Source organism: Ramlibacter aurantiacus (assembly GCF_016722895.1).
Lineage (GTDB): Bacteria > Pseudomonadota > Gammaproteobacteria > Burkholderiales > Burkholderiaceae_C > Ramlibacter > Ramlibacter aurantiacus.
The window spans coordinates 108,013-129,655 of record NZ_JAEQNA010000005.1 but is presented as its reverse complement, the minus strand read 5'-3'; the positions used below and the strand labels follow the sequence as shown (position 1 = coordinate 129,655).

Below are 21,643 nucleotides of genomic sequence, written 5' to 3'. Positions count from 1 at the left end.
CCCCGTTCGCCCCGAGCTTGTCGAAGGGCCCGCACACACGCCGCTGCCCCCGTTCGCCCCGAGCTTGTCGAAGGGCCCGCACCCACGCCGCCCCTCCCCGTTCGCCCTGAGCTTGTCGAAGGGCCCGCACCCACGCCTTGACCAACGGAGCCGTTGAGTGTTTCCTCAATGCTCGGAACTCACCATCCAAGGCACTCCGAACCGATCCGTCAACATCCCGAAGTGCCCGCCCCAGAACGGCGGTGTGAAAGGCATCGTCACCTTGCCACCTTCGGCCAGTGCATTGAACGCCCGCCGGGCCTTCTCCGCGTCGGACCCCGGCACATACAGCGACATCGCGAACCCGCTGTAGTCGGGCGCCGGCTGCCCGGGCATGGTGTCGCTGGCCATGAAGCGGGCACCTTCGCACTCGAAGGTCGAGTGCATGACCTTCTGCTTCCAGTTGGCCGCCAGCTGCGCGGTGTCCATGGGCGAGCCCTCGTAGCGCATCAAGGTGACGATCTCGCCGCCGAGGCTCTGCTTGTAGAAGTTGAGCGCTTCCTCGCAATTGCCGCCAAAGAAGAGATAAGACTCGATCTGCATGGTTGCCAGGCTCCTTGAGTGGGACGAGCAGCCTCACATGCTAAGGCCGGCGCCGCGCATGAGCACGTGCTTGTTCTTCAACCCGTCCGGCGGGTTCTGCCCCAAGTCCCATCCGCTACAATCGCGGGCTTCGCGACCACAGCGAAACCATCAATCGACGCGGAGCGGTGGCAGAGTGGTCGAATGCGCCGGACTCGAAATCCGGTATACGGTTTCACCGTATCGAGGGTTCGAATCCCTCCTGCTCCGCCAGCTTTCGCGCGCTCGAGCTGTGTAACTTGTAGCGTGTGCCGTTCAAGTCCAAGAGCGGTTGGCCGCCATGGAGCCGGTGTGTAGCCGGGTACGCGCATGAAAGTTCATCCGCGGGCCGCGCTCGAGAACACGTTCAGTCAACGCAGAAACTTCATGGTGATCCCTGCAGGCCTCTGCAGGATTTCCTGGAGAGGCGCGTGCCTCTTATCGCGAAGCGGATCTGGGGTGCGAGGGCTTCCGAGGGGCGCCTTTCAAGTCCTTGTCCAATAGACAGTCGATGAAGGCACCGAGGAGGGCTGGTCGATGCTGCCTGTTTGGGTAGTACAGGAACAGTCCGGGGCGCGCGATCGACCAGTCCGCCAAGACCTGGACCAACTGTCCCTGAGCCAGGTGGTCGGCCACCCCATCCCGTTCGAGGTGGTACGCAATGCCAAGCCCGTTCAGCGCCGCGGCAACGCCAATGTCGGCGTGATTGGTGACGACAGGGCCGTCCACTGCGACTTCGAGTCGTTTGCCTCTCTTCTCGAACTCCCAGCGGTAGTGCCGGCCGTCCATCTGGAGCCGCCAGTTGATGCATGCGTGGCCATGCAGATCGGCGGGTGTCGTGGGCATGCCGCGACGAGCCAGGTAGTCGGGAGATGCGACGGCCACCATGTCCAGGTCCGGAGTGAGGCGGATGGCGACCATGTCCTTCTCGAGCCGTCCACCGGCCCGGATGCCCGCGTCAAAGCGGCCAACGACGATATCGGCCAGCGCGTCATCAACCACGATGTCGAGCACCACGTCAGGGTGCGCCTTGTGAAAGCGTGCAAGCCTGGGCGCGATGATGGTTCTCGCCGCGATCCCCAGCGTGTTGATGCGAAGCGTGCCGGTCGTCTGCCCCGTAGCTTCACGGGCTTCGGCAACTGCGTCATCCATCTCCCGAAAGAGCGGGGCTATGCGCCTGTAGAGCAATTCTCCACTCGCCGATGGTGCGACGCTGCGTGTCGTGCGATTCAGGAGGCGCGCGCCGAGCCGGCCTTCGAGCTGCCGGATGGTCTGGCTGAGTGCGGATGGCGACACGCCCAGATGTTCCGCCGCCCGGGCAAAGCTCGCCCGTTCGACCACGGCAGCAAAGGCTTTCAGCTCGGCGAATTCGTATCCGCGCATTATGTATTTGTTTCTAAACAGTTCATTCGGATTCTAGGATATTCACTAACTTCACCGCGGCGCGCATTCTCGGGCTCCCACTCACCACAAGGAGCTATCGATGACCGACCTGGCCCTCCCCGAGCCCATCGCCGCGTACTTCGCGGCCGAGCACAACCCGCAGGAGCTGGCCCATTGCTTCACGGGGCAGGCCGTCATGAAGGACGACGGCCACACGTACAGGGGCGTCCCTGCCATCCTGGCTTTCATGGCCTCGGCGTCGGCCAAGTACAGCGCGACCAGCGTGCCGTTTGCGCTGGAGCGGGAGGGCGGCCTTCAAGTCGTCCGGGCCAGGGTGACGGGCAAGTTTCCCGGCAGCCCGTTAGACCTGTCTTATCGCTTCCGGCTTGAACGCGGCCTGATCGCCTCGCTGGAGATCGCGGCATGACCTTCGACCTCCAACTGAAGGGCCAGCGGGCTCTGGTCACGGGCGGCACAAAGGGTTTGGGCGCTGTTCTCGTCAAGAGTCTCCAGGACGCGGGCGTGCAGGTGATGACGACAGCGCGCACGGCTCCCTCGAAGCCTCTTGAAGGCGTGACATACGTCCAGGCCGACTTGACGACTGCTGAAGGCGTAGCAACGGTTGCACACGCCGTCACCGAGCAATGGGGCGGGGTCGATATCCTGATCAATTCCCTCGGCGGCTCGAGTGCGCCGGCCGGTGGTTTCGCGTCCCTTGACGACGACGTGTGGTTCAGTGAACTGAACTTGAATTTCATGTCCGCTGTTCGTCTTGACCGTGCACTGCTGCCCGCGATGTTGGCAAAGGGCGCGGGCGTCGTCCTGCACGTGACCTCGATCCAGCGGGTTCTGCCGCTGCCGGAGTCCACCACCGCCTACGCCGCAGCGAAAGGTGCCCTCTCGACCTACAGCAAGTCCTTGTCAAAGGAAGTCACGCCAAAGGGTGTTCGCGTCCTGCGCGTCTCCCCGGGCTGGATCGAGACCGAGGCTTCGGTTGCATTTGCCGAGCGGATGGCGGCTCGGGCAGGAACGGACTACGAGGGTGGCAAGAAGATGGTCATGGACTGGCTCGGCGGGATCCCAGTTGGTCGGCCCGCTAAGCCGCAGGAAGTCGCAGACCTGATCACCTTCCTTGTGTCTCCGCGCGCGGCATCGGTGTCGGGCTCAGAACACGTGATCGATGGCGGGACGGTTCCCACGGTTTAGTCTGCTTCGGGTCCGGAAGCGGACCGCGCAAGAGCCGATGGGTGGGCAGATAGTCCCATTCACGAGAGCCCCAAGCTACCTTTTATTCCGAGGTAGCCGTTCCCGATACCAGGGCTGCTTTCGCCCGCCATCGTCGCGATAGCAAAGATCGAAACGGCCGGATTCGAAGAGCACCTGCGGCCAAGAGCGGCACCGATACTTTTCTGGCGTCTGCTCCGGATGCTGGGCGCAGATCCATTGAACGGCTGCGTCAAGCGGCGTCCAGCCATCGACCGCGAGCTGCCGACTTGCTTCGAGCAGCACAGTGACGCATCCAGCGGCAGCCCAGTGCACCACGCCATCCGGGGTCATCCCGTTGACCATGAACTCGTCGTAGACGGGCGACTGCATGAGCGAGGCTGCGAGCTGGCGAGCCTGTTCCGTCTGCTCGATCCAGGACCGCAGTTGCTCGTAGTGCGACTCGATGCGCTCGTAGCAAGAAAGCAGGTGGTCTTGCGCTGCGGCGCAGCCGAAGCATAGGGCCAGGCGGCGTCTGGCTCGAAACCACAGTACCGGCTCCTGCCCGTCTCGTGGACCACCATGCAAGGTACCAATCCAAGTCGTTGACCGGCGAGGCCGCTTGAATCCGGCAAATGGTTGTGGATGCAGGCGGAGCCGCCTCGGCTGTTCGCGTCCCATTCTTCATACCCACGAGATACTTGGATGTGTCGTGGTCACACGTGACCGGCGTCTCATACCTGATTGACGCGTTCCTGGACTTCGCCCCACATCGACCCCCCCGGGGCTCGGCATGGCAGAGCTCATCGGATGCATCGGCACGTTTGCACGTGCCAACCCGCTGAAACGCACCCGCCTCCCTCGCGACCTCGAACGAGTGCCAGCGGGGGAACCGTCACTGAAACCGCCCAAGGTGGCCTGAATGACACGCACGGCCCGCATGCCCGAACGACTCGCGGCGGCCGAGTGGGTCCATGAAAAGAACGCGATGCGATTACGGTATCGGTCAATGGACTCTGCCATCTCCCCACATCAGAAACGCGTCTCTACGATCCCAACCCACTCGGCGCTCGTGCCGATCCGGGACGACGCCCGAACAAGGAGGACTCATGTACCCATACGCGGCCAATTGTCGATTTTGTCGCTGGGGTGACGTTTGCACCGACGGCCAGCAAGCCGCAGTTTCGAAAGGCAGCCGGTGCCCGAATCTTGTCAAGCAACTGGAGCGGGCGGCAAGCTGCTTGCGTACACCGCTTACGTTGAACACAGGTACAGCATGACAGCGCCATCTCTTGAATCACTCGTTGCCGATGCCCGCAATGCACTGGGTACCCCAGCGGATCGCATCGGGCCTAGAACCGACGCGGCACCGCGCTTCGAGCTCTTCAACGGCCCCAATTCGATCTGTTCGCAAAAGGTACGAGCGGTGCTGGCGCAGCACCAGATTCCGTACCTCAGCCATTCGATGGACATGTTTGCTGGGCAGACGTATCTTCCCCCATACGTGCGTTTGCGCATGCATGGTTGCGACTCTTTGGGCGGACCCTTGATGGAGGTCCACACCGGTAGCACATCCGTATCGCACGGCGGTTGCGACCCCGCCGTGGTACCCACATTGGTCGACTGGCAAACCCGCCAGGTGATCGTGGATTCGAAACGCATCTGCCTATACCTCGACGCCGAAATCGAACCAAGTCGGCAATTGCGCCCGCGTCACCTGGAGGACCTGATAGACGCACAACTGGGCATTGTCGACAACCTGCCCAACTACCAGATGCTGGGCGGTAAGCCGCCGGGAATAGACACCCGGCCTGCGTCACAGCATGGCAAGACCGGCATCGAGTTGGCGCGCGGCAAGGTTGCACGCTGTGAACGGTATTTGGCCGAGTATCCGGACGACCCGACGATGGTGCGCGCTTATTCGGCCAAACGGGCCAAGGAGTTGACCGCAGCCGAACGGCTGTTCGGTGTCGACGCGATGCGCGCCGCATACGACAAGGCCGAGTCAGCGTGCGCCGACCTGGAACAGCTGTTGCGCGGACGGTCGACGGAATGGCTGCTCGACGACCGTTTCACCATGGCCGACCTGTACTGGGCCATCGAATTGCTACGGATGCAGAACTTGGGAGCGCAAAGCTTCTGGACAAATGGCAAACGCCCCGCCGTCGCCAGCTTCGCCGAGCGCGTCAGATCCTTGCCGCCGTTGCGATCCGCGATCCTGGACTGGCCGGGCGCGAATTTCTAGCAGACGCCGATCGATGAGACCCAACGACGAGTGCGCGACCGATGCTGGAGATCCGCAGGTCAACGGTGAGGTGCGCCAGCAGGTCGACTCCAACCTCATGATCTACAACCTTTGGGACCAGATCGCCTACCAGCCCACGGTGATGACGCTGGAGCCGGGCGGCCGAATCGCCACCAGCATGCCCCTGGCGTTGGTTGCCGCGAGGCAGCCGCCGCAGTTCCTGAACGTGTGCGTCGGGATCGCCAATATCGGCCACATCGAGAACCCCGTCGTCGCCGAAACCGTCTGAAGCCATGCCAGCACGCAAAGTCATCATCACCTGCGCGGTGACAGGTTTGGTGCACACGCCGAGCATGTCCGAATAGGCACCCGGTTTGAATTCGAGTGCTATGACGTGGGCCACCTGTACAACTTAAAGCACTTCGTCGAGCGCGGCCTGGTGAACGGCCCGATTTTTCTGCAGTTCGTTCTGGGCATCCTGGGTGGCATCGGCGCTGATCCGGAGAACTTGATGCACATGAAGCGGATCGCCGACAAGCTGTTCGGGAGCAGCTATTAGTGGTCGGTGCTGGGCGCGGGACGCCATCAGATGCCGCTGGTGACGCAAGCCGCGCTGATGGGCGGCAACGTGCGCGTCGGCCTCGAGGATGCGCTTTCGCTTGGCCGCGGGCGTCTCGCGACCTCCAACGCCGAACAGGTGCGCACGATCCGCGCCGTGCTCGAGTCGCTCGGGTTCGATATCGCATCGCCGGCTGAAGCGCGGGCAATGCTCGGGCTAAAAGGTCGCGACCAGGTCCGCCTGCTGTAGCACTGCGACAGTGAACTCGCTGCGTGCGCGGCTTGCATGTGATCAGCGCACGCTATCGCTGGTGCGCACTTGCCATCTTCGTTTCGGGCCACCTTCTTTCTACAGTGCATGCTCGTTCAAACCCACGGAAGAGACAACGTGAAATTCCTCGCCTCTGCTTTTTTCGGCGCGGCACTACTAGCTGCGATCGTGGCCGCCGTTCCGGCCCACGCCCAGACCTATCCGTCGCGGCCGATTCGTCTGATCGTGCCCAGCGCGGCCGGCGGCGGCTACGACACGGTCGGCCGCTTGGTGGCGGAGAAGCTCAGCGCCGAACTGGGCCAGAGCGTGATGGTCGAGAACCGCACCGGCGCCGGTAGCGTCGTCGGAACCCAGCTGGTAGCCAACGCGGCGCCGGACGGCTACACGTTGGTCATGGGCGGCATGGCCAACATGGCCTTCAACCCCGGGCTATACAGCAAGTTGCCGTACGACCCGGCCACCGACTTCCGCCCGGTTGCCCTGGTCGGAGTGTTCTCCTACACCCTGGTCGCGCGCAAGGACCTGGCGCAGTCCAGCCTGAATGAGGTGGTGGCTTTCGCCCGCGCCAATCCCGGCAAGCTGGCGGTGGCGACGGCCGGTCCCGGCTCCGGCCAGCACATTGCGGCCGCGATGCTGATGAAGCAGGCCGGCATCGACCTGGTGGTCGTGCCCTACAAGGGCGCCCAGCCCGCGTACAGCGACCTGTTCGGCGGGCGCATCGACCTGTTCTTCGACGCGACGTCCACGGTGCGGCCGCTCGTGGACAGTGACCGAGTGAAGGCCCTGGCGATCTCCAGCTCCAAGCGCGAGCCGATGCTGCCGACGGTGCCGACTGCGCAGGAAGCCGGCGTGCCGGCGCTGGTGCTGGAAACGTGGATCGGCGTGTTCGCACCGGCCAAGACGCCTGACGCCGCGATCGAGCGGCTGAGGATGGCGATGGAAAAGGTCGTGCGCAACCCGGATGTGAGCCAACGCCTCGAAGCGTCCGGCACCCGGCCGATGGTCATGAGCGGCGCCGAGACCGACCGGTTCATCAAGGCCGAACTTGAGAAGTGGCCGCCGGAGATCCGCAGACTCGGCATCAAGATGGACTGAACATGAGCACGTTACTTTCGGACGGGGTGGGTGCGACCCAGGCCGCCGCACTGCAGGAGCTGCTGGACCGGGCGGCCATTACCCGGGTGGTGCAGGACTGGGGCCTTGCGCGCGACGCCGGTCGTTGGAGCCAGCTGCGTGCCTGCTTCACAGCCGATGCCACCATGCACACCACCTGGTTCGTCGGAAGTGCCGCCGAGTTCGTCGAACGGTCCATCCAGGCCGCGCTGGCCGGGGTGCGGTCGCAGCACTTCATTGGAGCCGCCACCATCACACTGCGTGGGAACAAGGCGGTCGTGGAGACGCGCATGATCCTCATGTTGCGGGCAATGCTGGCCGGCGAGGAGGTGGACGCCACTTGCTGGGGGCGCTTTCACGACCGCTTCGTGCGCGACGCCGGGGTGTGGCGCATCAAGCAGCGCGTGCCGGTGTACGAGAAGGATCGGCTCGACCCGGTAAATCCCGCAGCCACGCTGCACCTTGATCCTGACCTGCTGGCCCGCAACCCTGTGGGCTATCGTCACCTGGCCTACCTGCAGTCGCAAGTCGGTGCCGCCATCACGCCCGGCCTGCCGACACCCGACAGCACCGCATTGGTCCATCTCGAAGCCGCTAGCGCCGCTTGGCTGGCGCAAGAAGGCTGAGCGCCTGGTCAAGGATGTCCCGTTACGATGTCGCGGGCATGGTGGGGGGCAGGGGAGTCTGCGGCGCGAGTCGATCAACCGGACGCCAGCCCAGGCGATCGCGCCTGACGACTTGGATCACTTCGCGGCGTTCACCACCAAGCTGGAGGTCTGAACGAGCTCTGGACGCCCCATGCGTCAGAAACGTTCACTGTCACTGTGCGTTGGTGCCGCAACGCGCCCCCGGTACGCCAACGTCGCCCGCCGGAACATGTCGCTGAAATAGTCTGCCGCCGGCGCAAGCGGCAACGCGACGCGCCGGACGAGCACGATCGGCGGAGCCTCGAGTCGTTCACGCACATTGACGCGCTGCAGCGCATTGCGCGTCAATGGGGACTCCTCATACTGCCGCGCCGTGATCGCCAGCGTGTCCGATGACATCAGGATCGTGAGCATCGTGAGCATCGACTCGGCTTGCACAATTGCCTTTGGGGGTGGCAACCCATGCGTCGCAAACAGCTCTCGCAGCTCAGCTTCGGCCTTGTCGGTGATCCCGGTGGTAATCCAGTTGGCGTCCTTCAATTCGGACAAAGACTGGGCCTGCGCCAGCGGGTGATCACGCCGCGCGAAGACGGCACGCGTGTTGTCCATCAGCTTTTCCACCAAGAACTCGCTGGTAGGGGTCGGTTCCGGGGCAGGACCGATATAGAAGTCCATGCCGCCGTCGCGCAGCCGGGGCTCCACCGCGGGAAAGGCACCTTCGACGATACGCAGTCGCACGCCGGGAAAGCGCTTGCGAAACAGTGGCAGCGCCATCGGCAGCAGCGCGAGATGGGCCACCACCGATAGACAGATCACCACCTCACCTTCGTCTGTCCCCAGGAACTGCGACACCTCCTCGCGGGCGCGGCGCGCTTCGCTGTCGATCACCGCTGCCCGGCGCAGGAAGATTCTCCCCACCGGAGTGGGCACCATTCCGCGCGCACACCGCTCGAACAGCGTGCCGCCGAGTTCGCGCTCCAGTTCGCCGATGCTGCGGGTGAGTGAAGGTTGAGGGACGCCGAGTTCGCGGGCCGCTGCGCGCAGGCTGCCCTTGCTCGCGATCGCGAGGACCATCTGGAGCTGGTTCAGTTTCATGGTCTAGGAGGGTGTCGCTGGTTTACCTGGGGTTGCACTTAACGGGCACCAATCCCATCGCCGTGCTCGCAAAAGTGACTCACCTTACGCATACCGCTCCCTTTCTCGATGGTAATGTCACTGCCGCTCACCTGCTCTTGGAGGACGATCCTGGTTAGGGCAGGTCGACGCGCTAGAGGCTGCGTGCCATTGCTGCAGATCCGCATGGCGCCACGCCTTGACGGCGGGGGCAATGCTTGGCAGATGACCAACATGCCCACGCTAGCCACGGTGATCACCATCGAGGAAACGGCAGGCCGAAGCGGAAGCAGCCAACTGCGGTCGCTTAACCTCCGACTGAGGGTCAGGCCGAAGCCGATCGGGCCTACAGCCACGCCTACTAGTAGATCGAGCAGTGCCGTCGAGAGCGGCGAGCGCGCCAGCACGGTGGCGCTGAGCGCCATCAGGATCAGCAACACGCCTACGAGCGTGGACCAGATGGCGAATTCCATCGGCGCGATTAGTTGGCCGGCATGTGCCTGCCCGTGTCGGCACACACTCCGGACTGAGCTCGGCCCGCGCTTTCTACAACGACCACGCGGTCATGCAGGCCTACAACGGCATCGCGAGCGAGTTATCTGAAGGGGAAGCGATCGCCAATGCGCTGGGTCCGCGCAAGGCGGTCATCTGCCGCAACCATGGCCACTTCACCGTGGGCCGCACCGTCGAGGAAGCCGTGTTCTGGTTCCTGCGAATGGAGCGGGCATTCGAACAGACGCTGACCGCATGGATGGCAGGCAACCCGATCGAAGTCGACCCGGCCACCGCACAGATGACCGTCAAGCAGGTCGGCTCGCCCAAGGCGGGTTGGTTTGGCCTGCAGCCGTTGGTCGACAAGGTCATTGCCGAGCAGCCGGATCTGCTGGACTAGTTGTGATGTCTCAGTAGGTGGTTCACCCGGAATGGGCGCGTGTGGGCCCACAGTGCCGAACGAACCGGGTGGCTTCCAGCCTTCCTGACCTGCTACGCCTGGCGGGCCGCCGACGGGCCGTGGGAACGGCCCCTGCGGACACCTGTTCAGGCAGGGCGTGCCTGAGCTGATGGCGGGCCAAAGGGGGCCGTGACTCGCTGCACGGTAGTGCCGTGGGAATCGCGTGATCCTCGTGTCCGCATCACTGTGCTGAATGCCGGCAATTGCGTTTTTTGATGCAAGGCGTCGCGCAGCGGGACGAATAATCCCGCGAGTTCCGCATCCCCGCAAAGGGCGGGCCGGCAGTCGACGTTGCAAAGCCGCCAAGGCATGTCGGTCGACTGATGCGGATGGAAATGGTGATCCCGATACACCGACGAGGAGACAACATTGCTTAGAAGATCGGTTTTTGTCCTGGCCATGGCAGCCTTGCTGGCCGGCTGCGCCGCGTCCCCCACGGCATCCACGGCTTCGCCACCAACGCCGCAGCCCCTGAGCGTGATCGTCTTCCCGGGCGGCTGGAACTGGCCGCTGTGGGTGGCGGAGGCCAAGGGCCTGTTCGCCCGCGAAGGCCTTGCCGTGAAAGTCACTCCGACTCCGAATTCGACCTTCCAGATGAAAGGTCTGATCCAGGGGGAATTCGACCTTGCGATGACCGCCATGGACAACGTGATTGCCTATCGTGAAGGCCAGGGAGAAGCCGGCATCGACGGGCCTGATCTTGTGGTGGTCATGGGGGGCGACAACGGATTCCTGCGGCTGGTGGCAGCCCCTGAAATTCGCAGTCCGGCGGACTTGCGCGGCAAGACCTTGTCGGTCGATGCCCTGACCACCGGCTACGCGTTCGTGCTTCGCGAGATGCTGGAGCGCAATGGCCTGGTGTTGGACCGGGACTACAAGACCGAACGCGCTGGCGGTGGCATGCAGCGGTTCAACGCACTGATGGAGCGCAAACACGCTGGAACCATGCTGATTTCGCCGCTGGACATCGCCGCGCAGGCCCAGGGCTTCCGTGTGCTGGCCAACGCCACCCAGGCACTCGGGAGCTACCAGGGGTATGTCGCGGCGGTCCGGCAAGGCTGGGCCCGATCCAACGCGCCCCGACTTCAGGGCTACATCCGGGCCTACGCTGATGCCGTGGAATGGATCCACGACCCAGCCAACAAGGCCGAAGCGATCCGCATCTACCTTGCCAACATGCCGCCCAATACCAGCCAGCAATCTGCGGAAACTGCCTACCGGGTCCTGCTGACAGACGGCGACGGCTTCCAGCGCCGGGCGCGTCTCGACATCCGTGGCGCCGAGACGGTCGTCAAGCTTCGCCAGAAGTTCGCCTCCCCTGGCGTCACCTTGAAGCCCGCGGCCGCTTACTACGACGGCAGCTTCTACGAGGCGGCCCTGCGCACACGCCGCTGAGCGGGCACGCTGCGCAAGCCAGATTGGAAGGGAGATCTGGCATGGACGATGAGTAACGGCGTTTAGAAGTGCTGGACTCGTCGCTGGCCGTGCGCCTGCGCCGCTTTCTGTGGCGCTGGATGCAAGCGGTGCTGTCCGCCAGAGACTTCGCCGAGATCGGGTTCGTTCCGCCTCGTGTGACTGGCCGCGATGCGAACCCCGCCTTCAACTCTCCCGGTCCATGTCCTCATGGGCTTGCACGATGCTCGCCGCGAGGTTCATGAACTTCTTCTGATCAGCTTCGGACAGGGGCTCCAACAACCGGGCTTGCGAGTCCCACATGCTGTCTTGCAGGCCGCGCATGACGTTCAACCCCGCCTTGGTGATGACCGACAGGCGTGAACGCCGGTCATCCGGGTTGACGCGCACCTCCACCAGCCCCTTTTCGACCAGCCGCCTCAGCACCTGGGCGGTGGTGGTGCGGTCCAGGGCCAGCTCACGCCCGAGCGCCTTCTGGTCGAGCCAGGGGTTGGTCGACAGCGCGGTGAGGATGCCGAACTGCACGGGGGTGATGCTCTTCGTCCGGCATGCTTCGAAGAACAACGAGTCCGCGATCTGATGCAGCCGCCTGATCAGGAACCCCGGACGTGACCACATCACCTGCCGCAGCGAACCGAGCGCCTCGGGTGGCGACGATCTGGGAGCTGGTGCGGACGGTTTCTTGGTCGCTGGGGCGCGCTTGGTGGTCAATTTCTGCAGGATCGTCGTGGCGGCGCCGCGCAGTGTACCGGCCGCTTCACCGACACGGCGGCAGGCCGCCCGGCAGCTCAGGCTTCGTCCGCGTCGACGTTTTCGTGGGCTTCGACCAGCAGCCCGAGCAGTTTCGAGAAGGCGAGGCGGTTCAGTTCGGACAGGGGTGCGAGCAGGTCCTCCTGCGCCGTCTGCATGCCCTGGCCCAGGTTCTCCAGCGTCTTCAGGCCGGCCTTGGTGATGACCGACAAGCGGGAGCGGCGATCGTCCGGGTTGACGCGTCGTTCGATGAGGCCTTTTTCTTCCAGGCGCTTCAGCACGTCGGCCGTGGTGGTGCGGTCCAGCGCCAGTTCCTGGCCGATCGCCTTCTGGTCCAGCCACGGGTTCATCGACAGCGCGGTGAGGATGCCGTACTGCACCGGCGTGATGTTGCGGGTCTGGCATTCGCGGAAGAACAGCGCGTCGTGGACCTGGTGCAGGCGCCGGATCAGGAAGCCCGGCCGCGCCCAGAGCACCTGCTTGAGGGGATTGAAGCCGCCGCGCGCCGAACCGTTGACGTTGCGCGATGCCGCGCGGGTGCGGGTTCGGGCCGCCGCGGCCGCCGATGTCGCCTGCGGCTCGCCGGCCGCACCGGCGCTGGCGGGCCGTGGCGCCGCCTTTCGGCGCGATGCCGCAGGTGCCTCGGTCGACTTCGTCCTGGCTTGGGCCACCTTTGCTCCCGCCTTGACCTTGCCCGGTGCGTTCATGCAGCGGGGAAGCTGCAGCCGAGGTATCGCCCGAGCAACGCGAAGAAGCCCTCTTCGTCGTCCCACGGGACCATGTGTCCGGCATGGTCGGCCGTGCACTGCACGAGGCCGGGGGCGAGCCGCGCGATCTCGGCGAGGTCTTCGGGCAGGATCACGCCGCCGCGGCCGGCGGCCATCAGCAGCCCCGGCGTGTCCAGGCGGGCGAGGTCGGCATGGATGTCATCCTCGTGGAAGCCGTCGTAGGCCTGCACGATGGCCGCCTCGTCGCAGGTGTGCAGCCATTCGGCACGCAGCCGCAGCTGCTCCTCGGTCCAGGTCGGCGAGAAGGCGCGCAAGCCCTCGGCGTCGGTCCCCTGGGTCGCCAGCCGGATCGAATCGACATACCAGGACAGGGGGGCCGGATAGCTGCGCCGCCCGGGACCGGTGACCGGCGGGTCGATCAGCAGCAGCCGTGCGATGCGCTGCGCCTGGCGCGCCGCGGCCCGGATGGCCACGCGGGCGCCCATGGAGTGGCCGAGCACCCAGGTGTCCTGCCAGCCCTGCGCCTCCAGCAAGGCGATCACGTCGGCGGCCATGGCGTCCAGGCTGGCGTCGAGGCCGGGCCCCGACTGCGACAGTCCGCGTCCCCGGAAGTCGAGGACGTGCACGTCGTAGTGGCGCGCCAGCCGCTGCGCCACGAATCCCCAGGTGATCGCCGGGCTGGTGATCCCAGGCAGCAGGAGCATCGTCGGCCCGCTGCCGCCGTAGCGCAGAAGGTGGAGCCGCACGCCATTGGCGCGAACGTGGTAGCCGTACAAGGGCGCGCTCATCGGGCGGCAGCCCCCGGGCGCGCGTAGGGCGCCGACAGCAGGGCGCCGGCGTTCGGCACGACGGGGTCCAGCGAGAGGCTGCGCAGCATGCTGTGCACGGTGCAGACGGCGGCCGACACGACCGGCAGGCCGATGCGGTCCTGCACCGGCTGGATCGAGGGCAGCGAGGGCATCTGGACGCAGGCCGACAGCACCACGGCGTCACAGTTGGCGGTATGGAGCTTCTTCGACAGCTCGATCGGCGCGAGGGGGTCGCGCGCTCCGACGGCCAGGTTGTCGGCGATCTCCAGCGACACGGCGTCGAGCACTTCGAAGCCTTCGTGCTCGATGTAGTCGACGACCAGTGCCGTCAGCGGCTTCATGTAGGGCGTGAGCACCGCGATCTTGCGCGCGCCCAGGGTTTGCAGGCCCTGGATCAGCGCGCCGGCGCTGGTGACGACGGGGGCCGGGTGGCCGTTCTCGACGGTGAGCGCGTGCAGCTTCTGCTCGGAGCTGCGGTGGTAGCCGCGGCCCATGCTCATGATCGCGACCAGGCACGCATAGCCCAGCACGTCGACGTTGGCGTCCGACAGCTCCAGCGCGCAGCGGCCGGAGTCGCCGTCCATCCTGGCGAGTTCTTCCTGGGTCACGTGCTTCATCCGCATGCGCGCCGAATGGAAGCTGAAGCGCTCGGGAGCGATCGCCTCGCGCGCACGCAGCATCGCCGGGATCTCGGTCTCCATGGTGGTGTTGGAACTGGGCACGATCTGCCCGACTCGGTAGTTCTTCATGTCTGGTTTCCTGCTGAAATGAAACGGGTTGGCACGCGGCTACCGCGTGGGGGCCGGCGCCGCGGGCGAGGTCGGCGCCAGCTCGTAGGGATTGCCGCCGGCGGGTGCGCCCTGCGGTCCACCCGGCACGTCGTTGGGCGGGGCGCTTGGCGCCGGGCCACCCGGGTAGCTGATCCCGTAGGGGTCGCCGTTGCCGCCGCCCTGCACCTCGATGCGTACCTTGGACGGGTCGATCTGCGGACCGTCGTCCTTGTAGTGCAGCACGATCCCGGGAAAGCTCATCACCACGATCACCATCGCCAGCTGGATGACGATGAAGGGGATGGAGCCCCAGTAGATCTGGCCGGTCGTCACCCTGGGAATCATCTGCCGGGTGACCGGGTCGCGGTAGTCCTGGTTGGCCGCCACCGAGCGCAGGTAGAACAGCGCCAGGCCGAACGGCGGGTGCATGAACGAGGTCTGCATGTTCACGGCGATCAGGATGCCGAACCAGATGAGGTCGATGCCCATCTTGTCGGCCACGGGCCCGAGCAGCGGCACCACGATGAAGGCCAGTTCGAAGAAGTCGAGGAAGAAGGCGGCGACGAAGATGAAGATGCTGGCGAAGATCAGGAAGCCGAGTTGCCCGCCCGGCAGGCTGGACAGCAGGTGTTCGACCCACAGGTCGCCGTTGACGGCGCGGAAGGTGAGCGCGAAGACCGTCGATCCGACCAGGATGAACAGTGCGAAGCAGGTCAGGCGCGTGCTCGATTCCATGGCCTGGCGCAGCAGCTTCAGGCTCATGCGCCGGCGCACCAGCGACAGGATCAGTGCGCCGGCGGCGCCCATCGCACCGCCTTCGGTCGGTGTGGCGATGCCGATGAAGATCGTCCCCAGCACCAGGAAGACCAGGAACAAGGGCGGGAACATGACGAAGGTGACGCGCTCGGCGGCCTTGGACAGGAGCCCCAGTCGAAAGACGCGGTTCACGCCCGCCGCGACGAAGGCCACCAGCCCCCAGGTCAGCATGCCCACCACGAACTTCTCGTCGACGGCGGCCCGGCTGCCGGCGATGGCCTCGTTGGTGGCGATCGCGACCGCCAGGCTGAGCGACATCAGCACCAGCAGCGACGAGACGCCACTGGAGCCGTCGGGCTCGCGAAGTTGGCGGGCTTCCGGCGGCAGCGCCGGCAGCCGGTGGGGTCGGCTCCAGGCCAGCAGGGCCACGTACAGCATGTACAGGCCCGTCAGCAGCAGCCCCGGCACCAGGGCGCCCCGGTACATGTCGCCCACGGATCGTCCGAGCTGGTCGGCCAGGATGATCAGCGTCAAGGAGGGCGGGATGATCTGCGAGAGCGTTCCCGATGCCGCGATGACGCCGGTGGCGATGCGCCGGTCGTAGCCGTATCGCAGCATGATGGGCAGCGAGATCAGGCCCATGGAGATGACCGAGGCCGAGACGACGCCCGTGGTGGCGGCCAGCAGGGCGCCCACGCCCACCACGGCGAACGCGAGGCCGCCGCGCACCGGGCCGAACAGCTGGCCCACCGTGTCGAGCAGGTCCTCCGCCATGCCCGAGCGCTCCAGGATCAGCCCCATGAAGGTGAAGAAGGGCAGGGCCAGCAAGGTGTCGTTGGTCATGATGCCGAAGACACGCAGGGGCAAGGCCTGGAACAGCGCGGGGGTCAGCAGGTCGAGCTGCATGCCGATGAGGGCGAACAAGATGCCGTTCGCAGCCAGGGCGAAGGCGACCGGATAGCCGAGGAGCAGCATCGCGATCAGCGTCGCGAACATCACCGGGGCGAGGTTTTGCGCCAGGAATTCCATCAGGAACGCTCCCCTTTGTCGGTGAGCGGCGTGCGGGCGACCTTGGCCGTTTCGGCCTCGGCACGCGCGCGCAATTCAGCCGCGAGTTGTTCCTCCGCGCTCGTGGCGGCATGGCCAGGCACCGGGTCCGGACCCTGCCCGCGCAGGAAGGCGATGCACTTGACCAGGTGCGACAACGCCGCGGCGATCAGCAGGCAAAACCCGATCGGCACCAGCAACTTCGCCGGCCAGCGGATCAGGCCACCGGAGTTCGACGAGACCTCCTGCGAGGTGAATGATTCCCAGAACATGGGCCAGCCCAGCACCATGATCAACACCGCGGCTGGCAGCAGGAAAAACAGCGTGCCGAAGACCTCGATGCCGACCTGCGTGCGCCGGGTCAGCTTGGTGGCCAGCACATCGACGCGCACATGGCCGTTGTTCAGCAGGGTGTAGCCCGACGAGAGCAGGAAGATCGCGCCGAACAGGTACCACTGCAGTTCGAGCCAGGCGTTGGAGCCGCTGCCGAAGAACTTGCGCGCGATGGCATTGCCGGCGCTCACGATCACGGCCGCCAGGATGGCCCAGGCCACCCATCGGCCGATGCGCTGGTTCACGCGGTCGATGAGTCTTGAAAGCTTCAGTAGGAATTGCATCGTCGATCTGGCAGCTGGGCTGGACGGTCGTGGCTGAAGGCGTGCGCAGGAAGGGCGGTCCCCCCGCTCCTTGCCCACCCGGGCGGGCATGTGCCGAAGGATCGGGCAGGGGGCGGCACGGGTGTCGGCTCGAAGGCAGGGCGCTAGCGGCGGGCGCCGAACAGGGACCGCAGCCGCCCCCACAGCAGCTCCCAGACCATGCGCGCCATCGGAATCGGTCGCGGCGGTTCGGTGGCGCCGTCGCCGCCGCGCATCCGCACCGTCACTTGCCGGCCGAAGTCGGCCACCATGCGGCGGACGAAATCCTTCACCAGCCCCGAGCGGGAGAACTGCGCCAGCGGACCTTGCAGCGAATACACCATGTCCACGTGGACGCGGGTGTTGTCGGCCGAGATGCCTTCGAGGCGGTAGGCGATGTCGCCCTGGGCGCGTGACTGGCTGAGCGTGTCCTGTCCCGCCCCCCGCAGGACGGCCTCCTTGGTCGCATCGTTGCGTTCGAGGCGGGCCGCCCCGGCGAAGGCCGCGGCCATCGGGCCGAACTTGACCGCGATGCGCCCCTTCACCTTGTCGCCTTCCTGCGATTCGATCGACGCACCCGGCAGGCACGAGGCGACGGCGGGCAGGTCGCCCATGAAACGCCACACGTCGTCCAGCGGGAACGGCACGTCGAAGGCGGCCTCGATCTGGTTGCCCTTGGGCTTCGCGCCCGCACTCGCGCCCGCGCTTGGAGAGGCCGCGGGAGCGCTGGCCGGGGCCTGGCCGACCATCTGGTGCGCAGCGCCGATGGCGGACGTGGTGACCGGGATGCCGACGGACGCCGACGGCGCCTGGACCTGCGCCGAAGCGACGGCGTCGGCCGCCTCGGCCCGGGCCACCACGCGGGGGCGTGGACCCGCCTCGGGGGCCGATCGGAGGTTCTCGCGCAGCCGAAGCACCTCGGCGTCCGGCTCGTCGCGCTGCTGCTGCAGGACGTCGAGCACGGCGTTCACGATGCCCTGGTAGCCGGTGCAGCGGCACAGGTTGCCGGCCAGCTCCAGCCGCACGCGCGCCTCGTCGGCCTGCGGCAGGCGCAGCACGATGTCGCGCGCGGTGGCGAGCATGCCGGGGGTGCAGAAGCCGCACTGCAGGGCATGGTGGCGCGTGAAGGCCGCGCGCAGCAACTGCATCAGCCGGTCGTCGTCATAGCCCTCGACGGTGGTGACGTCGCGGCCCTCGCAGGCGACGGCGAACGTGATGCAGGAGCGAACCGGCTGGCCGTCGATGAGGACCGTGCAGGCGCCGCACACCCCATGTTCGCAACCCAGGTGCGTGCCGGTCAGGCGCAGCTCGTCGCGCAGGAAGTCGCCCAGGTGGGTTCTCGGCTCCGCTTCGGCGCTGATCTCGCGGCCGTTGACGTGCAGGCGGACAGTATTCAACTCGGGGCTCCGGTGGCTTGTGCGCGGGCGATCACGCCCGCCTGCTCCAGCGCGCGCTCCAGGCACGCCGTGAACATCTTGAGGTCGATGGGGTCGCGATCGGGCAGCGCGGCGGCGACCGCCGCGCGCAGCTGCGGACGCGAGGCCGCCGAGGCGCCATCGCGGGCCACGGCCGTGGCAAGCTGGTTTAGCAGCAGCGGCGGGCCGTCCACTGCACCGAGCACGATGCGCGAGGCACTCGCGGCCTCGTCGAGGTAGATGGCCGCGCTGGCCTCGGCGAACTCACCCGGCTTGCGGCACAGCTTGTGGTAACCCCAGCGGGTGGTGGGCGAGTGACGCGGCACGACCACGGCGGTGACGAGCTCGTCGGGCTCGAGCACCGTGGTGTAGGCGCCGAGCATGAACCCGGCAGCCTCCACCGTGCGTTCCCCGCGTGGCGAGCGCAGCTTGATGCGGGCGCCGAGCGCGGGCAGCACCACCACCCAGTCGGCCGCCGGGTCGGCGTGGGCCAGGCTGCCGCCGACGGTGCCGCGATTGCGCACGGCGCGGTACGCGATCCCGGCCGCCACCCCCTGCATGGGATGGCCGACCAGGGGCGCGTGCCGTCCGTCCTCGATCTCGGAATGCGTGACGCCGGCGCCGATCTCGATGTCGTCCGGCCCGGCCTTGACCTGCCGCAGCATCGGCAGGCCCGCGATGTCGATCACCTGCTGCGGCCGCGCAAGGCGCAGGTTCAGCATGGGGCCCAGCGACTGTCCGCCGCTCATGGCCTTGGCCGCCCCCTCGCCGCGCGCCAGCGCCTGCAGCGCCTCGTCCAGTTCCAGGACGCTCATGTATCCGAAGCTTGCAGCCTTCACTTGGCGACTTCCTCTGGCGAGGTGGCACTCTCCAGCGCCTTGAGCAGGCGCCGCGGCGTCAGTGGCGTGAGGAGCACCTCGGCGGCACCGGTGCCGCGAAGCGCGTCGTTCACCGCGTTGAAGATCACGGCCGGCGGGGCGATGGCGCCGCCTTCCCCCATGCCCTTGGCGCCGAACTCGGTGTTGGGCGAGGGCGTCTCGAAATGCTCGATGCGGATGCGCGGTACCTCCGTGGCACCCGGCAGGATGTAGTCGGCCAGCGTGGAGGCCAGGGGCTGGCCCTGTTCGTCGTAAGGCGTCTCTTCGTACATCGCGGTGCCGATGCCCTGCGCGATGCCGCCGATGGTCTGGCCCTCGACGATCATGGGGTTGACGATGGTGCCGCAGTCCTCGACCACCACGTAGTCGAGGATCTCGACTTCGCCGGTCTCGGTATCGACCGCGACCACCGCCGCCTGGCTCGCATAGGTGAAGGCGCCGGTATCGACCTTGGGCTTGTAGGCCCGCGACACCTCGAGTCCGCCGAGGTTGACGTTGTCCGGCAGCTCCTGGGGGGTGAGGTACCAGGCGCGCCCGACGTCGGACAAGGCCACCGACTTCTCGCCGGCCCAGGCGCGTCCTTCAAGCAGTGCGACGGCCTGCGGCTCCACGCCCATCAGGTGGGCCGCGATGGCCTGCACGCGGGGCAGCAGCTCCTTGCAGGCCACCGCGATCGCGCCGCCCGACATGACCGTGGCACGCGATGCGTAGGTGCCCGTGGAGAACGGTGTCTGGCCCGTGTCGCCGTGGATCACGCGGATGCGGTTCACGGGCACGCCCAGCACGTCGTGCGCGATCTGCGCGAAGCTGGTCTCCATGCCTTGTCCGTGCGAGTGCACGCCGACGCGGACCTCCAGCCCGCCGTCGGCGGTGAGCTTGACCATGGCCTGGTCGTAGCCGGGCACGACCGGCAGCCCCCAGGTGGCGAACACCGACGTGCCGTGGGCCGACTGCTCGGTATAGGTGGCGGTGCCGACGCCGATGCGCCGGCCGTCGGGCTCGCCGCGGGCCTGGCGCTCGCGCACGGCCTCCAGGCCGATCATCTGGACCGCCCGCTTGAGGCTGGCCGGGAAGTCGCCGCTGTCGAAATGCTTGTTGACGACGTTGACGTAGGGCATCTGCTCACCCTGCACCAGGTTGTCCAGGCGGACCTGCCAGGGCTCCCGGCCGACCTCGCGGGCGAGTGCGTCCATCAGCAGTTCCATGGCGAAGCACACACCGGTTCGCGCGACGCCCCGGTAGGGCATGAAGCCGGGCTTGTTGGTGCCGACGCAGCGCGTCTCGCAGCGATAGCCGCGGAACGCGTACGGACCGGGCAGGTTGCCCACCGCCTGCCCCGGCTCGAGCCCGATGTTGAAAGGCCAGCACGAATACGCGCCGCCGTCGATGGTGATCACGGCGTCCAGCGCCAGCAGCTTGCCGGTGCGATCGGCGTAGGCGGTGAGCTGGTAGTGGTGCTGGCGCGTGTTGGCGCCGACGATCAGGTGCTCGCGCCGATCTTCCAGGTAGCGGAACGGGCGCTTGTAGGTCTTGGCCAGCCACGCGATGCACAGCTCCTCGGGGTGCATGACGCACTTGTAGCCGAAGGCGCCGCCGACGTCGGGCGAGACGACGCGGACGCTCTCCTCGCCCATTCCCAGGTGCTGGGCGATGCCGGCGCGCAGCAGGTGGGGTACCTGCGTGGCGCTGACGACGACCAGCTGGTTCGCCTGGAAGTCCCAGTAGGCCATCACGGCCTTGCCTTCCATCGGCACCATGCACTGGCGCGAGAGCTCGATCGTGCGCGTCACCCGGACCTCGGCCTGCGCGGCCAGCTGGTCGAAGTCGCGATCGGCCCGCAAGGTCATGAACAGGTTGTCTTTCCACCCCGGGTGAAGGAGCTCGCCTTGAGCCGCCAGGGCCGACCATGAGTCGTGGAAGACCGGCAACTCGTCGAAGGACACCTGGACCTGCTCCAGCAGGTCTTCGGCGATGGCCCGCGTGGGCGCGAAGGCCATGGCGACCGCCTCGCCGACGAAGCGCACCTTGTCGCTCGCGAGCGGCGGTTGCGCCGAGGTCTGGTAGGTGGGCAGGGAGGACGGCGCTAGGATGTCGGCCGCGTCGCCCATCATCTGGCGCACGAACACACGTGCGGCGAGTTCCTCGGGAATCTCGACACCGGTGATGCGCGCATGCGCCAACGGGCTGCGCAGGAAGGCGACTTCCTGCAGGCCCGGCATCACCATGTCGCCGACGAAGTTTCCCTTTCCGGCCAGGTGCCGCGCGTCTTCCTTGCGCGGCACCCGGGCCCCGATGCCCTCCGGCTTCAGCAGCCGTGCCGGGGTTTCAGCCTGATCCATGCTTCTGCCTGCCTCGTT

22 protein-coding genes, 1 tRNA gene and 1 pseudogene are annotated in these 21,643 nt (G+C 66.5%); 10 read left to right on the top strand and 14 right to left on the bottom strand.

What is annotated here, in order from left to right; genetic code table 11:
• Nucleotides 1–165: 165 nt before the first annotated feature.
• A complete protein-coding gene (locus JI739_RS14480) occupies nucleotides 166–582 on the bottom strand; it encodes a VOC family protein (protein WP_236589652.1) in 417 nt (138 codons plus the stop codon).
• 161 nt (nucleotides 583–743) lie between these two features.
• Between JI739_RS14480 and JI739_RS14475 the strand changes: the two genes are divergently transcribed.
• A tRNA-Ser gene (locus tag JI739_RS14475) sits at nucleotides 744–834 on the top strand.
• Between the two features lie 204 nt (nucleotides 835–1,038).
• On the opposite strand, the gene JI739_RS14470 is transcribed toward JI739_RS14475, so the two are convergent.
• Nucleotides 1,039–1,983 (bottom strand): LysR family transcriptional regulator, encoded by a 945-nt coding sequence (locus JI739_RS14470; protein WP_201684634.1) that lies wholly within the window; start codon nucleotides 1,981–1,983, stop codon nucleotides 1,039–1,041.
• Nucleotides 1,984–2,083: 100 nt separating this feature from the next.
• On the opposite strand from JI739_RS14470, the gene JI739_RS14465 reads away from it, so the two are divergent.
• The gene (locus JI739_RS14465; RefSeq protein ID WP_201684633.1) at nucleotides 2,084–2,410 is read left to right on the top strand and encodes a nuclear transport factor 2 family protein; all 327 of its coding nucleotides are present in this window, start codon (nucleotides 2,084–2,086) and stop codon (nucleotides 2,408–2,410) included.
• Entirely contained in the window at nucleotides 2,407–3,189 is a 783-nt protein-coding gene (locus tag JI739_RS14460) for an SDR family oxidoreductase (protein WP_201684632.1), read from the top strand. The genes JI739_RS14465 and JI739_RS14460 overlap by 4 nt, the downstream gene beginning before the upstream one ends.
• Before the next feature lie 75 nt (nucleotides 3,190–3,264).
• Here the strand turns inward: JI739_RS14460 and JI739_RS14455 are convergent, their stop codons facing one another.
• Nucleotides 3,265–3,579 (bottom strand): LOTUS domain-containing protein, encoded by a 315-nt coding sequence (locus tag JI739_RS14455; protein ID WP_201684631.1) that lies wholly within the window; start codon nucleotides 3,577–3,579, stop codon nucleotides 3,265–3,267.
• Nucleotides 3,580–4,462: 883 nt separating this feature from the next.
• Between JI739_RS14455 and JI739_RS14450 the strand changes: the two genes are divergently transcribed.
• The 5 genes and pseudogenes from JI739_RS14450 to JI739_RS14430 all read left to right on the top strand — a co-directional run bounded on the left by JI739_RS14450 (nucleotide 4,463) and on the right by JI739_RS14430 (nucleotide 7,999).
• Nucleotides 4,463–5,431 carry a glutathione S-transferase family protein gene (locus JI739_RS14450; protein WP_201684630.1) on the top strand — a complete coding sequence of 323 codons (969 nt, stop codon included), beginning with the start codon at nucleotides 4,463–4,465 and terminating at the stop codon, nucleotides 5,429–5,431.
• A gap of 13 nt (nucleotides 5,432–5,444) precedes the next feature.
• Complete coding sequence (locus tag JI739_RS14445; RefSeq protein WP_201684629.1) at nucleotides 5,445–5,720, top strand: fumarylacetoacetate hydrolase family protein; 276 nt, start codon at nucleotides 5,445–5,447, stop codon at nucleotides 5,718–5,720.
• A 75-nt stretch (nucleotides 5,721–5,795) separates the two neighbouring features.
• Nucleotides 5,796–6,239, top strand: a pseudogene (locus JI739_RS14440) (beta-keto acid cleavage family enzyme); the annotation flags it as partial.
• 138 nt (nucleotides 6,240–6,377) lie between these two features.
• A complete protein-coding gene (locus JI739_RS14435) occupies nucleotides 6,378–7,355 on the top strand; it encodes a Bug family tripartite tricarboxylate transporter substrate binding protein (protein ID WP_201684628.1) in 978 nt (325 codons plus the stop codon).
• Nucleotides 7,356–7,357: 2 nt separating this feature from the next.
• Nucleotides 7,358–7,999, top strand: a complete 642-nt coding sequence (locus JI739_RS14430; RefSeq protein ID WP_201684627.1) for a nuclear transport factor 2 family protein — start codon at nucleotides 7,358–7,360, stop codon at nucleotides 7,997–7,999.
• Between the two features lie 177 nt (nucleotides 8,000–8,176).
• On the opposite strand, the gene JI739_RS14425 is transcribed toward JI739_RS14430, so the two are convergent.
• Both JI739_RS14425 and JI739_RS14420 read right to left on the bottom strand, forming a co-directional pair.
• Nucleotides 8,177–9,115, bottom strand: coding sequence for a LysR substrate-binding domain-containing protein (locus tag JI739_RS14425; protein ID WP_201684626.1), 939 nt, complete (start codon nucleotides 9,113–9,115; stop codon nucleotides 8,177–8,179).
• Between the two features lie 38 nt (nucleotides 9,116–9,153).
• Nucleotides 9,154–9,606: a hypothetical protein gene (locus JI739_RS14420; RefSeq protein ID WP_201684625.1), complete on the bottom strand. Its 453-nt coding sequence runs from the start codon at nucleotides 9,604–9,606 to the stop codon at nucleotides 9,154–9,156.
• Between the two features lie 23 nt (nucleotides 9,607–9,629).
• Between JI739_RS14420 and JI739_RS14415 the strand changes: the two genes are divergently transcribed.
• Both JI739_RS14415 and JI739_RS14410 read left to right on the top strand, forming a co-directional pair.
• Complete coding sequence (locus tag JI739_RS14415) at nucleotides 9,630–10,025, top strand: class II aldolase/adducin family protein (RefSeq protein ID WP_354003731.1); 396 nt, start codon at nucleotides 9,630–9,632, stop codon at nucleotides 10,023–10,025.
• A 537-nt stretch (nucleotides 10,026–10,562) separates the two neighbouring features.
• Nucleotides 10,563–11,480: an ABC transporter substrate-binding protein gene (locus tag JI739_RS14410; RefSeq protein WP_201684623.1), complete on the top strand. Its 918-nt coding sequence runs from the start codon at nucleotides 10,563–10,565 to the stop codon at nucleotides 11,478–11,480.
• Between the two features lie 204 nt (nucleotides 11,481–11,684).
• Here JI739_RS14410 and JI739_RS14405 read toward each other — a convergent pair whose 3' ends face one another.
• The 9 genes from JI739_RS14405 to JI739_RS14365 all read right to left on the bottom strand — a co-directional run bounded on the left by JI739_RS14405 (nucleotide 11,685) and on the right by JI739_RS14365 (nucleotide 21,625).
• Entirely contained in the window at nucleotides 11,685–12,116 is a 432-nt protein-coding gene (locus JI739_RS14405) for a MarR family winged helix-turn-helix transcriptional regulator (protein ID WP_201684848.1), read from the bottom strand.
• A 170-nt stretch (nucleotides 12,117–12,286) separates the two neighbouring features.
• On the bottom strand, nucleotides 12,287–12,724 hold the full coding sequence (locus JI739_RS24475) for a MarR family winged helix-turn-helix transcriptional regulator (protein WP_354003735.1): 438 nt from the start codon (nucleotides 12,722–12,724) through the stop codon (nucleotides 12,287–12,289).
• 227 nt (nucleotides 12,725–12,951) lie between these two features.
• The gene (locus tag JI739_RS14395; RefSeq protein WP_201684621.1) at nucleotides 12,952–13,764 is read right to left on the bottom strand and encodes an alpha/beta fold hydrolase; all 813 of its coding nucleotides are present in this window, start codon (nucleotides 13,762–13,764) and stop codon (nucleotides 12,952–12,954) included.
• Nucleotides 13,761–14,534, bottom strand: a complete 774-nt coding sequence (locus tag JI739_RS14390) for a maleate cis-trans isomerase family protein (RefSeq protein WP_290428775.1) — start codon at nucleotides 14,532–14,534, stop codon at nucleotides 13,761–13,763. The genes JI739_RS14395 and JI739_RS14390 overlap by 4 nt, the downstream gene beginning before the upstream one ends.
• 39 nt (nucleotides 14,535–14,573) lie before the next feature.
• Nucleotides 14,574–16,340 carry a TRAP transporter large permease gene (locus tag JI739_RS14385; protein ID WP_201684620.1) on the bottom strand — a complete coding sequence of 589 codons (1,767 nt, stop codon included), beginning with the start codon at nucleotides 16,338–16,340 and terminating at the stop codon, nucleotides 14,574–14,576.
• Nucleotides 16,340–16,975, bottom strand: a complete 636-nt coding sequence (locus JI739_RS14380; protein ID WP_201684619.1) for a TRAP transporter small permease subunit — start codon at nucleotides 16,973–16,975, stop codon at nucleotides 16,340–16,342. The genes JI739_RS14385 and JI739_RS14380 overlap by 1 nt, the downstream gene beginning before the upstream one ends.
• Before the next feature lie 143 nt (nucleotides 16,976–17,118).
• Nucleotides 17,119–18,390 (bottom strand): xanthine dehydrogenase family Fe-S subunit, encoded by a 1,272-nt coding sequence (locus JI739_RS14375; RefSeq protein WP_201684618.1) that lies wholly within the window; start codon nucleotides 18,388–18,390, stop codon nucleotides 17,119–17,121.
• Nucleotides 18,387–19,247 (bottom strand): FAD binding domain-containing protein, encoded by an 861-nt coding sequence (locus tag JI739_RS14370; RefSeq protein WP_435531612.1) that lies wholly within the window; start codon nucleotides 19,245–19,247, stop codon nucleotides 18,387–18,389. The genes JI739_RS14375 and JI739_RS14370 overlap by 4 nt, the downstream gene beginning before the upstream one ends.
• On the bottom strand, nucleotides 19,244–21,625 hold the full coding sequence (locus JI739_RS14365; RefSeq protein WP_201684616.1) for a xanthine dehydrogenase family protein molybdopterin-binding subunit: 2,382 nt from the start codon (nucleotides 21,623–21,625) through the stop codon (nucleotides 19,244–19,246). The genes JI739_RS14370 and JI739_RS14365 overlap by 4 nt, the downstream gene beginning before the upstream one ends.
• Between the last annotated feature and the right edge of the window lie 18 nt (nucleotides 21,626–21,643).